At 49.1% G+C, this 13,938-nt stretch carries 10 protein-coding genes; 2 read left to right on the plus strand and 8 right to left on the minus strand.

Annotation, left to right across the window (positions count from 1 at the left end):
• Window positions 1-74: 74 nt before the first annotated feature.
• Together ASG33_RS15225 and ASG33_RS15230 are read left to right on the plus strand one after the other, a co-directional pair.
• Window positions 75-2,432: an ABC transporter permease gene (locus tag ASG33_RS15225; RefSeq protein WP_056287035.1), complete on the plus strand. Its 2,358-nt coding sequence runs from the start codon at window positions 75-77 to the stop codon at window positions 2,430-2,432.
• 3 nt (window positions 2,433-2,435) lie between these two features.
• On the plus strand, window positions 2,436-3,236 hold the full coding sequence (locus ASG33_RS15230) for a glycerophosphodiester phosphodiesterase family protein (RefSeq protein WP_056287038.1): 801 nt from the start codon (window positions 2,436-2,438) through the stop codon (window positions 3,234-3,236).
• A 33-nt stretch (window positions 3,237-3,269) separates the two neighbouring features.
• Here the strand turns inward: ASG33_RS15230 and ASG33_RS15235 are convergent, their stop codons facing one another.
• From ASG33_RS15235 to ASG33_RS15270, 8 genes are all read right to left on the minus strand, one after another.
• Window positions 3,270-4,205 carry a hypothetical protein gene (locus ASG33_RS15235; protein ID WP_056287042.1) on the minus strand — a complete coding sequence of 312 codons (936 nt, stop codon included), beginning with the start codon at window positions 4,203-4,205 and terminating at the stop codon, window positions 3,270-3,272.
• Between the two features lie 65 nt (window positions 4,206-4,270).
• The gene (locus tag ASG33_RS15240; RefSeq protein WP_056287051.1) at window positions 4,271-5,800 is read right to left on the minus strand and encodes a SulP family inorganic anion transporter; all 1,530 of its coding nucleotides are present in this window, start codon (window positions 5,798-5,800) and stop codon (window positions 4,271-4,273) included.
• A gap of 109 nt (window positions 5,801-5,909) precedes the next feature.
• On the minus strand, window positions 5,910-7,739 hold the full coding sequence (locus tag ASG33_RS15245; protein WP_056288496.1) for an alkaline phosphatase: 1,830 nt from the start codon (window positions 7,737-7,739) through the stop codon (window positions 5,910-5,912).
• Window positions 7,740-7,841: 102 nt separating this feature from the next.
• Window positions 7,842-8,237, minus strand: a complete 396-nt coding sequence (locus ASG33_RS15250) for a hypothetical protein (protein WP_056287054.1) — start codon at window positions 8,235-8,237, stop codon at window positions 7,842-7,844.
• A 124-nt stretch (window positions 8,238-8,361) separates the two neighbouring features.
• Complete coding sequence (locus ASG33_RS15255) at window positions 8,362-8,982, minus strand: response regulator transcription factor (protein WP_056287057.1); 621 nt, start codon at window positions 8,980-8,982, stop codon at window positions 8,362-8,364.
• Between the two features lie 117 nt (window positions 8,983-9,099).
• On the minus strand, window positions 9,100-10,593 hold the full coding sequence (locus tag ASG33_RS15260; protein WP_056287060.1) for a T9SS type A sorting domain-containing protein: 1,494 nt from the start codon (window positions 10,591-10,593) through the stop codon (window positions 9,100-9,102).
• Between the two features lie 547 nt (window positions 10,594-11,140).
• Window positions 11,141-12,646 carry a PQQ-dependent sugar dehydrogenase gene (locus ASG33_RS15265; RefSeq protein WP_056287063.1) on the minus strand — a complete coding sequence of 502 codons (1,506 nt, stop codon included), beginning with the start codon at window positions 12,644-12,646 and terminating at the stop codon, window positions 11,141-11,143.
• Window positions 12,643-13,935, minus strand: a complete 1,293-nt coding sequence (locus tag ASG33_RS15270; protein ID WP_082489244.1) for a M14-type cytosolic carboxypeptidase — start codon at window positions 13,933-13,935, stop codon at window positions 12,643-12,645. The genes ASG33_RS15265 and ASG33_RS15270 overlap by 4 nt, the downstream gene beginning before the upstream one ends.
• Between the last annotated feature and the right edge of the window lie 3 nt (window positions 13,936-13,938).

Raw genomic sequence — 13,938 nt, forward strand, 5'->3', positions numbered from 1 at the left:
TTGATTCTGAGCTGTTTTTCCGATTGGTATAAACTTTTACGTCATTGTAACAGGTTTATACCAATCCCTTTTTCATGCTGAGAAACTATACAAAGATCGCCGTGCGGAATATCTGGAAGCAGCGGCTTTTTGCATTCATCAATATTTTCGGGCTTGCCTCTGGTTTGATGGTCTGCTTCCTGGCAATTGCGCACATCAAAGGCGCATTGGAATACGATCATTTTCACACGAATGCGGACCGTATTTACCGTATTATCACAGATGCAACCAGCAAAACCGGCGATAAATCTGCATTTGCTACTTCACCTCTTCCGCTGGCGGGTACATTGGAGCAGGATTACGGGATTGTCGAAAAAGCAGCGCGCGCGGTGCGTACTTACGGGCCGGTAACGGGCAATTCCAGGGAGCTCGATTTTCTTACCTTCGCCGTCGACCAATCCTTTTTTCAGCTTTTCAGTTATCCGCTTGTATCGGGTCAGTATCCTTCCGCTCCGGGCAATGCGGTCATTAGTGAGAAAGCGGCGGAAAAGCTTTTTGGCAAAATGAACCCGGTCGGCCAGGTGCTGGAACAGGGGGAAGCAGGTACATCGATCATCACAGGCGTAGTCGCCAATGCAGAATCGCATTCGCATTTGCGCTTTGATATCCTGTTTGCATTGACCGAAGATCAGCTCAGCGCATGGGGCGATAATGCTGGCTGGAAGGATCATATGAAAAGCTATACGTATGTTCTGCTCAAACCGGGCACTACCCAGGCGCAGCTGAACATCATTTTGCCTGGGGTTGCCAAAACAGGAAGTGCCGCCCTGGGCAGTAGTCCAACCCGCGCACTCGGCTTTCGCACGCAGGCGCTGAAAAGCATCTCGCCAGCCACGGAAGAGCTGATGAACAGCAGCTACGAGCCGCAGATCAGTGGATTGATGGCCGAAATGGCGGTGGGACTTGTTACGCTGCTGATGGCGGCTTTTAACTATATCAACCTCACACTGGCGCGTTCCATGAGCCGGGCGCGGGAGGTTGGAATCCGAAAAACATCCGGTGCGCTCCGCTGGCAATTGCTCGGGCAGTTTATGGCAGAGTCGGTTATTCTTTCGCTGCTCGCATTGGGGCTGGCTTATATCATGCTTGAAATTGTGAAGCCCATGAGCTTTGTGCAACAGTGGCTGATCGGCGGGGTGGTATGGGACTGGAAATTGTGGGGGGCTATCATTGCATTTAGCATTGGTACCGGGCTGCTTGCAGGCATTGTCCCGGCCAGGGTACTTTCCGGTTTTCAACCGGCGGAGGTACTTCGCAGCCAGAACGGGCTGAAAGTAATCAAAGGCATTTCGCTGCGTAAAACGTTGATCGTAATGCAGTTTACCATTTCTCTGATCGCGATGATCACGCTGGTAACCGTCATGCGCCAGCAAAACTACATGGCGACAGGCGACTACGGCTTTCGCAGTGAGAATGTACTGAACATTCCGCTTAATGCGCTGTCTTACGAGCGGCTTTCAAACGAAGCTGGCAAGCTGGCCGGAGTGGAACATGTGTCGGGTATCTCGGAGCCTTTCGGTCACTACGGACAAACGGGTCAAATTAAAACCAGCCGCGGAGCTGTCAATTCTGCCAGCAGTTTTATTTTCAATGTGGCGCCCGACTTCATACCGGCTTTGAACCTGAAGCTTTTGTCGGGGAAAGATCTTACAAAAGGATCTGCTTCCGGCAGGTTTGTTTTTATCAATGAAGAGGCCGTCAGCAAATTCAATCTCGGCAGCAATGCAGAAGCAGTCGGGAAATCCCTGTGGCTCAATGACAGCATCGAAGTACAGGTGGCAGGTGTGCTCCGTAATTTTCGGTTTACCAGTTTCAACTGGAAAATCATGCCGCTTGTATTGCAGCAGCAAACGGACGGCATCGGCTATATGCACGTGGCAGTTGCACCCGGCGCACGCGACAAGGTTTTGGCAGATATCAAGGCGCTCTGGAAGAAGAGCAGTCCGTATGGAAGCTTTGAAGGTGAGTGGTACGACGACTTTCTTTACCGCCACCATTCCCATTTCGATGACCTGAGCTTTATGGGGCTGCTTTTGGGGATATCGTTTTTAATCGCCTGCCTGGGCCTGCTCGGGATGGTCACCTACAACACGCAAACGCGCATTAAAGAAGTAGGAATACGGAAAGTAATGGGAGCGGAGGTCGCGCAGATCATCTGGCTGCTGTCGCGGGACTTTGTCAAGCTGCTGATTATAGCCGCCATTATCGCGCTGCCGCTGGGGTATATGGCGGGGTTCGCATTCCTGTTCAATTTCGCCTACCACGTATCAATCGGCTTTGAAACACTCGGCCTTTGCGTGGGGGTATTGTTGCTCCTGGGCGGACTGATCATCAGCACCAGAACTTACCGCGCCGCCACCGGCAATCCCGTGGAGGCATTACAAAATGAATAAGATATGAAATTCCTCCTTCCATTTACCATTGCATTCCTCTCAGTTACCTTCTGTTTTTCACAAAAAACAAAACTGACCCTGATCGCGCACCGGGGCGGGGTAGTGGATAGTTCCTTTACGGAGAACGGTATTTCGGCGCTCAAAGCGGCAGTTCGGGACGGCTACAAATCGATTGAAACGGACGTGCGCGTCACGAAGGATTGTGTTTTGATCGCAAATCACGATGCCGATTTCATAAGATTTTACGGACTCAACAAAAAGGTTGTGGAGACGAATTGGCAGGAGGCCAGTCAGCTGAAAAGTAAGCTTGATGGAGATAGCCCACTACTGCTGGAAGATATTCTTCGCTTTTGCGCTCAAAACAAGCTGGGCATTATGCTCGACAACAAAATAGCAGGGTTTGATTCCACTGCTTTCATGAAGTTGATTGATCTTCTGGATAAATATCAGTTGAGAAAATCGGCATTCATGATCGGTACCGACGAGTCTACTGATTTTTTTACCGGGAAAATCAGGCTAAGCTGCTCCCGTGCCCAGCTGGAAGAGAATATGCGGAAATCCGGCTATCAGGTTACCAACTATTTCCTCTTTGAGCGCCCGTCCAGACTGACCGATGCAGATGTACAATGGGCGCGCAAGAATGGAATAATGGTTGTGGCTGCGATCAACAAGTATCATTACAGGCAATCTGCCGATATGATGGCCGACGCTGCCCGGGATTGCCGGCGAATGCTTTCAATAGGTGTAACCAGTTTCCAGATCGATTCGGAATTCCGCCGGTTCCTTGTGGAAGATTCAAAATAACCACCCTCTGCTCACTACCAGGCATTAATCTGACTACTTATTATAGATAAATTCCATGATCACTTTCTTCGTTGCGGGATCGATCTGGTATTGAGGATAACCATCAGGGCGATAGGTGTATTCGAATGTGGCAGTCTGGCTGTATTTTTGGTTGTTAGTGAATTTGGAAGCGATCACATTGTTGCTATTCAGGTTGCTCCAGTCGGCAGGGTCGCCTGTGGTGTAGTAGGGGTTCTTCTTGTCGTCGTAAGTGTAAACCGTCTGATTTCCTACCTGGTAATCTGAATAGTAGCGGTTCTTAATCCTGACAATGTTTCCATTATCAGCTCTTTCTATTGCGGTATATGAGAAGTAATGGGATTTGTCCTGCGTCCTTCCTTCCCAAACCTGTCTGCCTTTTTTATCAAAACCAAGTTCCACCGGGTCCGGGGAATAGTAACTTTCCTGCCGTTCTGCACGCTGATTAACTTTGTCAAAAGTACCCTCAATATAACCATTCTCGAATTTTGTCGAACTATACAAGTACAGCTCATCGGTAGTCGGGTAACCTTCCGGCATGAGCCCTATTACATTGATCCAGTACTCGATTTTAGCAATGCCTGCATTTGTATGATACACATACTTCTGTGATGTATAGACGTGTTTACCATCGCCTGCATACGTTTTCTTTTCAACCAGCTTTCCTGATTTATCGTATATGAATTGCTCGAATCGTAGCCCATCACGCTTTGTTGCCACCAGCCGGACATCGCCGGAATATGCTTTGCCTGGTCCGTAGGGAAACTGGCGTACTGTTGCAGCCGGATCACCAAATTCAGGCTTATCAAACCGGGTTGAATCGATTTCCACGACCGGGTTACCTGAGCCGCCCGGCGTACCTGTCCCGGAAGGTATAATGCTGTAAGTAGGGCCGCTTTTGTCGCAGGATGCCAGTGCAGCAAGTAAAATGACGCAGAAAAATGATCTCATAAGTGCCGTTTGAGTAGATAGGTCAGGGAATGCACTAATTTACTGATTATTTGCATTTTACCAACCTAAATAGAGACCGGGTACGTCGGATCTTCCAGGATATTTACTTCAATAACATCCTGCGCATTGCTGAGCAGTTTCCGGCAGTCCGGGCTGAGGTGTTTCAGGTGTACCTTTTTTCCTGCCTGCTGGTACCGCCCGGTAATTTTGCTCAATGCTTCAATGCCCGACATATCTGCGACGCGACTTTCTGAAAAGTCAATGACCACCTCCTGCGGATCTTTCTCGATCTCGAATTTCTCGTTAAATGCAGTTACCGATCCAAAGAAAAGCGGACCATAGATTTTGTAATGCTTCACTCCGTGTTCGTCAACCGATTTTTGCGCGCGGATCCTTTTGGCACTTTCCCACGCAAAAACCAGGGCCGAAATAATAACCCCCACCAGCACGGCAAGCGCCAGGTTATGCAGGTAAATCGTGATCGCTGCGACAAGTATCCCCACGAAAATATCGTGTTTCGGCATTTTATTGATAATCCGGAAACTGGCCCATTCAAATGTCCCGAAAGCAACCATGATCATCACGCCCGTGAGCGCCGCCATCGGTACCAGCTCGATTACCGGCGCACCAAAAAGGATGATCAGCAGGATCGTAAGGGAGGCGATAACGCCCGAAAGCCTGGCACGCGCACCGGCTGAAAGGTTAACCAGCGTCTGCGCGATCATCGGGCAGCCACCCATTCCAAAAAAGAACCCGTTGGCGATATTGGCAGTACCCTGCGCAATGCATTCGCGGTTGCTGTTGCCGCGCGTGGCGGTCAGTTCATCTACGAGGTTCAGGGTGAGAAGTCCTTCCGTCAAACCCACGCCGGCCATGATCAGCGCGTAAGGAAAGATGATTTGCAGGGTAGCGAGTGTTAACGGGACCTGCGGTATATGAAACGGTGGAAAGCCGCCTGCCACCGACGCAATATCGCGCACTGTTTTGGTGTCAATATCAAAGCCAAGCACAACCGCAAATACAATGATGATCGCCACCAGCGAAGGCGGGACTGCCTTTGTGAATTTTGGCAAAATAATGATGATGGCGATGGTAAGCAGCACAAGTCCGGCCATGATCAGCAGTGGTGTGCCGCTCAGCCAGGTAACTTCCCCATTGCTGACGGTTTGGAACTGTTGCAGCTGCGACATGAAGATGATGACCGCAAGCCCGTTTACAAATCCGTACATCACCGGCTGCGGAACAAGTCTGATAAATTTCCCGAACCTGAAAACGCCGACGAGTATCTGCACAATGCCTGCAAGTGCCACGGCCGCAAATACATATTCGATCCCGTGTGACTGCATTAAGGCGATCAGCACGATCACCGTCGCACCGGCACCTCCGGAGATCAGTCCCGGCCTGCCCCCGAAAACCGCGGTGATAAGCCCCATTATAAATGCAGCATAAAGTCCGACGAGGGGAGGCAGCCCCGCCAGAATTGCAAACGAAAGCGACTCCGGCATCATGGTCATCGCCACGGTAAGGCCGGCCAGGATCTCGGTTTTGTAGTTGATTTTTTGTGAGAAGTCAAACAGGTTGAGGTAACCTTTCATAAATGGAGTGAAAAAATTGCTGTCTGAGCATGGTTTGCGCTCAGCTTCATTCAGCAAAATTTACCCAAACTATCGGGAAACCAAAATTTACGTGCACAAGATGCTGTAACTACCTGCCCTTCAAAATGCGGATCAGCTTCTGGTGAATTTCAGTATTCTCGTATACCCCGCGGAAATCCAGCGAACGCGGGCCGTAGGCGAACACGGGTACCATAATGCCCGTATGATCGTCAGTACTGAAATGCCCGTCAACATAGCCCGTGCGCAAATTCCCATCCAGCAGGGTAAGTCCGCCTGTTTCGTGGTCTGCGGTGACGATCACGAGGGTTTCTCCGTTGCTGTCGGCAAAGCGCATCGCTTCTCCTACCAGCTGGTCGAAGTCCAGCATTTCGGTAACCGCGTAACTCACTATATTGGCATGACCACCGTAATCGATCTGCGCGCCTTCGGCCATGATGAAAAATCCGGGCTTGTGGCCGGCAAAGCTCTGTACCGACTTTTTGAATGCAGCTGAAAGAAAATCACCCCGGCCTTTGCTCATAGGGCGCGCATTCTGTTCATCCAAAAGAACAAACGGTGTCCGGATCGACGCAAGATCCTTCCATTGATCAGAAACAGATACGCCCGATTTCCGGAGAGAATCGACTACCCCCGTGCGCTGGAAATGCGCAAAACCGCCACCGATCAGGATATCTGCCTGGCACGTGAGATAATCTTTCGCAATGCTGTCCTGCATACTTCTTTCTGGCCGGTGGGCGTAGAAGCTGGCCGGTGTTGCGTCGGTAATATCACCGGATGATATCAGAGCCGTTTTCTTGCCGGCAAACTGGAAATCCCGCATGATCGAACGGGCCGGGACCAGGTTGGAGTCCACACCAATCGCGCGGTTTCTCGTTTTTTTGCCCGTGGCAAAGGCAGTAGCGCCCGCGGCCGAATCGGTAATATAATTGTCCGATGAAGCTGTTTTGGAGAAGCCGATGTTGAGAAAATTGGCAAGGTTGAGCTTGCCCGCATTCCCCGTAAGTCCCGCGTAAATCTGCGCGAGTCCCATTCCGTCGCCGATCAGCAGAATGATGTTCTTGACAGTTCCTTTGCTGTCATTGTTTTTGTAGGAAGGTTTATAAGGTTCATAAAACCCCTGCGCTTTAAACTCTGCATTATGGCGACCATTCAGGAAAGTGCCCAGCCCGGTTACCTTATCTGTATTAATGTAGTCGGCACCTAGGTTCATCAGCACTTTCCATGCATTGATGTTATCCGGGCTCGCCCAGAAGCGGAAAGGTTTTTTATCTGCATGCGCTTTTTGGATCACGGCACGCAGTTTCTCGCGGTCGGCTTCCACAGGTATACCCTTGCCATTCCATTTGGAATAGGTCCCGAAAGCCTGGCTGATCAGTCCAACCCGCTGTAATTGCTCAGGCGTGTAGCTCACCTCGGGGCGGCCGTCGAACAGTACGTACCCGGGATATTGCCTGAATGCCTCCGGCGCAGGTGTATTCCCGCTGATCACCAGCGTTACTGCGCCACCTTCACCAAATAGCTGCTTGTGTGGTTCAAGCAGCCTGACCAATGCTTGAAGCGTGGGCTCGCCGGATGTTTTCAGGTCGACCAGCAGCTGTAAACTTTTTTGCTGGTAAATCCTGCCTCCATTTCTGGCCGCAACCTGCATCAAGGGCGCGAGGTACAGCTTTTCAAATGTCCGCCCGCGTTCAATCTCATTGAAAGTATGCGCCACGAAGAGGGTGTCATTTCGAAGAAAAACATCGGCCTCTATGGAGCCCAATTGCTGCTTATAAGCCAGCGTAAACGGAGCGGCTTGCAGGTAATCGTTGTGGGAATGTCCCTGAGGAAACGCGCCGGACAGTTGCTGTGCGTATGTTCCGGTGCAGGCAAAAAGAAAGAGAGATAGAAGAACTTGACTGATTTTCGTGATGGTCATTACAGGCATATTTTGCTTTAATGCCGGTAAAGTTACAGTCGCATTACTTTCCTGCGCGAGGGTTAACAATAAGATAACATGCTCACCGGCGCATCAAAAAGTTCACAGCGGCGATTTCCTGAAAGTCACCGAGCCATTCTGGTCTTTGGTGTAAACGGCCAGGCAATTTGCCCTGAAATCGGGATCGAAGTTAGGCTCAATGGGGATCAGCTTGGTGGGCGCGGGCTTGGAGGCGTCAAAAAAGTACACTGTTGTACTGCCGTATTTGGTGTAAGGCATCAGTTCACCGTATTTTTCCATTTCTTCCCAGGGGGTACCTTCCACTGTCACCGCATAAATCCGCACGATAGGGCCGGTGTTGTTCTCGTTTCTGTAAACGGCGGCCTCCTTGAAGTTGCCGGCAAGGTCAGTGACACCTGGCTGCGATGTAGAATCGTAAATGATATAGCCCAGAAAAGCGGCCAGCAGCAGAACGAATATGAGTTTTTTATTTTTCAATTCCTGAAAATCGTTGGTATTCCGGTAAAGTTAAGACAAGTAGCGCGTATCTACCAGCTTAGCACTGCGACGGCGGAAATTTCAGGAGTTGCCAGCCGTTTTCCAATGCATATTCCAACTATTTTTATCGCTTTAATAAATTGAATTTTCGCGCAAGATCAATGATATTATTTACATTGAGTTTTGTGAAAATCCTTTGTTTATGCGTGCTGACAGTGGAAGGTGAAATATCCAGAATAGCACCGATTTCTTTCAGCCATTTTCCTTCCAGTAACAGCTCTGCCACGCGGGCTTCTATCGGAGATAATGTAACAGATCCTTTGATCCTTATTAAATTGGGTTCGTTATTGGAACTGTAAAGTAATTCGGGGTTAATGTATTTTTTCTTCTTCGCCATTAACACCAATGCACTCTTTAAAGTATCGGAATCCGCATTCTTTGAAATAAATCCATCAGCCCCTGCACGAAGATAAGTTGCTGCATATATTTTTTCATCAAACCCGGTATTAATCAGAATTCGAACCTCATTGTCAATGCTATTTATTCTTGCAATCATTTTTTCATTTTCACCATCCGGAATTCCGATATCAAGTACAATAAGATCCAGTTTCTGAATGGATAAAAGCGCTAATCCTTCTTCAAATGTCAAAGCCTGAAATACCTCCGATTGCGGGTAGATTTCGGCGATGATTAATTTCAATCCAAGATAAACCAGTTGATGGTCATCGATGATCAGTACTCTCATTGCGAAATCAAATGAAACATGTGGGTTAATTAAAATGTACAAAACACCTCCTAAAAAACTTTCAGGAGGTGTAAGATTTTACTCAACGTTAAAATTGGTGTCCCTAATCGCACGGACTTATTTTGTAACAATCACTTTCTGAGTATTATAAGATCCATTATCCGAAACAGTTTTCACCATGTACAAGCCGGGAGACAAGCGCGACATATCGATCTTGTTATCGCCGTTGTTTACCCTTTTCGAGAAAAGCGGGATACCTGTCAGGTTGTAAATAATGACCTCGGCAACCTGGTCCGAAGCGGTGCTTTTGACAGTCAGCATATCCGAAACCGGGTTCGGGTGCAGCACTACCTGACTTGTCATTTCAAACCGGACATTTCTTACTGAGCTCAAAGAAAATGTCCCGTCTGCGTCTACCATTTTCAGGCGGTAAAGGTTTTCGCCAGCAAATGGGTTTTCGTCTGCAAATTCATAGTGTGTGATAATGCTGCTTTCACCTTTGGCAAGCACGGTACCTATTTGTTCCCACGCTTTACCATCGTTACTCCGCTGAATTTCGAAACGGTCGCTTTGACTTTCCGCACTTGTTTTCCATTCCAGCTTCGTGCCGTTCACATTTTCACCCGATTTCGTGGCCGAGAATGAAGTTAATGTGACAGGAAGCGGGTCAGAATTGTAGGTGTAAGTAAGACAAACGCCCGCAGATGCAAAGGTTTGCTCCATGCTGGAAGTGTTTCCACCCGTTGTTGTGATCGTTTTTGAACCATACGCTTTGGCTAGAAAAGGCACAGTGCCGGTGCCTGTATATTCCACTGGTACTGAACTCAGTGGCTCGTTTGATGTGCCTGCAGAGCTGATATCATAGTAGGTCAGGGTCTGGTCTGCATTCAGAACAATGTTCTGGGAAGGGGAGGCACCTGCAAAGTTTTTCACTGCTTCCAGTGCCTGAAAGTAGCTGGGGCCGTCCAGGTCAATGGCCGCACCTATGCGTAGCGCACGCACATTGGAGGCGGTCGTAGCGGTAACTTCGATCATTGGATGCGCCGCCAGTGTGGAGCCGAAAACGGTGACGCTGTTGAGGATAGCGCTCGGATTGATTTGCACCGCTTTGGCAACCTGGATGGTTGTGGTCCAGTCTGTTGCCTGGCGTGCGGTTACATTACAGTTTGTGATGGTATTTAAATTTCTGAATAGCTCGATGCCACCGTTCGGGGCTGTGTTTGCACCGTCTGCTGGTATGAAGTTTTCGGAAGGATTTCCCTGTGGCGCAGTAAAACCAGCGGTAGGAAATTCGTAGCTGATGCGGTACGTAACGCCTGGCTGACCAGTCAATGTAAATGCTCCGTTTGCATCGGACATGGCGTAAGAAACTGGTACCAGCGTTTCAGGCGAACCTGGAATTACGCGGCTCAGTCTGGCTACAACGCCTGCAATTTGTTGTGCGCTTCCGTTAACTGTTACAACCCCATTGATAAGCGCTGTGTGATCAGTTTCGTGGTTTGGTGATGGAAGTACCGGCAGCGACTGTGCATAGGCGCCAGTACCGGCTGTTAACAAGCCCAGCGATAGCGCCAGGTTTAACACGATTGATTTTGTAGATGTTGTTTTCATAACTAATTCAACTAGTAAAACAATAAAGAACTGTGTGGCATGTAGAAATACATTGCGAGTTACTTTGATTGCCAAAACTAGGTTTTTTTCCAGAACGGGGAGAGTTTGTTGTAGGAGAAATGGCCAATTTGGACACATCTCTAAAACAACTAGAAGTTGTACTACATAGCGACTGTTTTCGCTTTATGGGTATTGTAGAAAGAAGCGGAAAATAGGGCTGAAATTTTGCAAGTTGCTGATAAAGATGTATTAGCGTGTGCGAAAGTCATTAAGCTTTACATCAATTTATATGACAGATCGGAATGCAATTAGCAAGGTGCAGGATATAAAACAGGGAAGTATTTTAATAAAAATAGACCGACAATTAAATGCCGATCTATTTTCATTAAAGGTAAGTTTTATTATCGATTAATTAAGAAATAAAATAGGAATGAGAGTTATTATATAATTAAAGTGAATTAAGAATAAAACGAAATTTTCGTTTGTTCTTAATTATAATTGAATTTGCTACATCGGTAATTTCTCGTACAAGATTTAATATGAATGCCTACCGCACCCTCGCTACATCTGCCTCGCTGATTTCATCAGGGATTTTTGCGAATTGCTTCCTGGCGTAGCTGCTTACTGCGGCAAGCTGCGCATCGGTCATAAAACCAAATGCGGGCATGGCCTCGCCGGTCGATGATTGCGACCCTTTCAGGATAAAGCGGATCAATGCATCCTTATCGCCGGCAAGCCGCCTGGACGTGACGAGCGAGGGAAACGAACCCGGTACACCTTTTCCGTCCGCCTTGTGACAGGATCCACAGAAGTTCACATACAAGGAAGCTGCATCACCGACTTCTTTTTGCGTGTTCTTACCGGCATGCCGGGCAGATTTCGGGATAGTACCGGCGCGGGTGATCCGGATAATGCGGTCGTCGGTCTTGATCGGGAAGTTGGGGGCCGGGTTCCAGTCGCGGTTGCTGGTGGAAATGTAAATCTCGCCCGAAGGTGAAACGCACACATCGCGCAGCCTGCCGTATTTTTTGCTGAAAACAATGTCCTCACCGGTAACTTTCTGCTGCTTCGCGTCCAGTTTGAGCACGCGCAGACTCTGGTCTTTCAGGGTCGTGAGCAGCAATGCATTGTTCCATTCGGAGATATTGCCTTTATAATAATCCATTCCGGCAGGCGCAATCGTGGGCGTCCATGCTATCACCGGCGCAACGGCCGAGTCGGGGCAGTTGTCCCGCTCTTCGGGCAGGTCGCAAAACCCTGCGATGGCAGGCCAGCCGTAGCTTTTTCTTCTTTGCACCAAGTTCACCTCGTCGTCTGTCGCGTCACCGTGCTCGGCGATGAAGAGATTTCCGTTGGCTGAATAGGTAAGTCCCTGCGGCACACGGAAGCCCATCGCCCAGGCGGGACTGCCGGGGTAGGGGTTATCTTTGGGGATACTACCGTCGAGGTTGAGGCGCAGCACTTTTCCATTGGCAAATGCCGGATTCTGGATCGTTTCCTTGTGTTTCAGATCTCCCGTTGCCCAGAGGATTTTCCTGTCTTTACTGATCACCAGTCTCGATCCGTTGTGGCCCAGGTAGCCGGGAATCTGGTACAGCAGCCTGGGTTCCACCAGCTTTTTGCCATTGTAAGTATAGCGCACCAGCTTCGATACAATCGCCGAGTCGCTTTGAATGTGGCTGTAATTGATGAACACGTGCGGGTGTTTCTGCCAATCGGGGTGCAGTACCATGCTCATCAGCCCCAGCCGCTTTCGGTAATAGTCTTCAATCTGTAAAATGTCGATTACCTGGCCCGTCTTCGGGTTGAGCCTGCTTACTTTTCCGTCATGGTCCGTAAACCAGATCCAGTTGTCAGGTCCCCACGCCATATCCCACACCACATTCAGGTTTGTGGCCACAGTTTCAAGTTTCAGGAGCGTCGAGTCGAGCTCGTATTTTTCAATTTCAAAACCTGCGGTAAAGTTGCTTCTGATTGCGCGGTAGCCTGCCGAAAACAGGCAGGTCGCCAACCCGGCAGCTACCACGCAGGAGCCAAAGATCCACTTTTTCATTTCGCCGGGCGGTCTTCGAAATAATCATAAAAGACATTCGGCAGCTGGCTTCCCAGCAACAGCCAGTCTTTGGCAACCGGCGCTTTCTTCAAACCTTCCACCCATTCGTAATTGAGCTCATAAACGGCGGCTTCGATACCGAACCTTTCCATAAAACCTTCTCCCAATGTGCCCGGGTTGCGAAAGCCGGGCTTTGTGGAGCCCTCGGTATACCAGGTATGCTTTCTTAAAAGTGTGTCCAGCCTGGCCATATTGGCAAGATAGGCGCGGATATCGCCGTCGGGGCGACTTACGTGCAGGTTGCCGCCATTGTCATTGTGTACATCCAGCGCGAGATCGGGCTTTTTCTTTTCATCGACCATTTTACGCAGCCACTTTTCAAGATAAAAGTTTTCGGGCGCGATCAGCGAGTCTGCGGGCTTGTCCCATTTGCGGTTGAGGTCGTATCCATTTGCATTGAAGCGCGTTTTCCCACGAGCTACCCCGTCTTTATTGGCCATTGGTAAAATGTACACACAGTATCTTTTCAGCCATTTTTTCGACGCCTCATCATTTTGTAAAAGCCTGTTGACAAAACCTTCGAGTGTCCAGTTACCGCCAGCTTCAAAGGCATGCGCGCGACCGCGGAGGAAGAGCTTTTTAGGCGCCTTTTCGTTTCCGACTGTGATGATTTCAAGGGAGCGGCCCTCGGCAGTTTGTCCGATGCGTTCCACTTTTACCAGCTTGTTACTTTTGATTTTGGCCAAAAACCGGTCCAGATCGCTGATGCGGTATGGTTCGATACTGGCAATGTAAACACTCGGCCCATTCATTTTCAGCTTGATCTGCAGGCGGTTGTCGGGCAGGAATTCGGCTGGACGCGTTTCCCAGGTTTTGTTGTCAAAGGAAACCACAATAGGCGATTGTTTCGAGATCGGGCTGGCGTGGGTATTGTTCCAGATGTTATCGAAGTTCTGGAGGATCACCGTCACCTCCATTCCCGTTTGCGCCTCCACTCTGAAATGCCAGTGGTTATTGGCCCGGTTCTGTGCAAAGCGCTCGTGATCGTAGACCAAACTGCCGAGTACCCGCCCCTGCGCATCGATTTCCCAGTTCATGGGAGAAGCGTTTTCGAATCCGGTATTGATAAATACTTTGGGCGCAATTGCCGTATCAACCAAAGTATGAAGTGCATTTTTCCCAAAACAAAAATTACCAAATGCACCCGCAACCAAAAACAACAAATGACTATAAATGAGGGTCCGGCCGCCTGGCACCAATGACAATAAGTGACTCAATTTCCATTTCATAAC

Source organism: Dyadobacter sp. Leaf189 (genome assembly GCF_001424405.1).
Lineage (GTDB): Bacteria > Bacteroidota > Bacteroidia > Cytophagales > Spirosomataceae > Dyadobacter.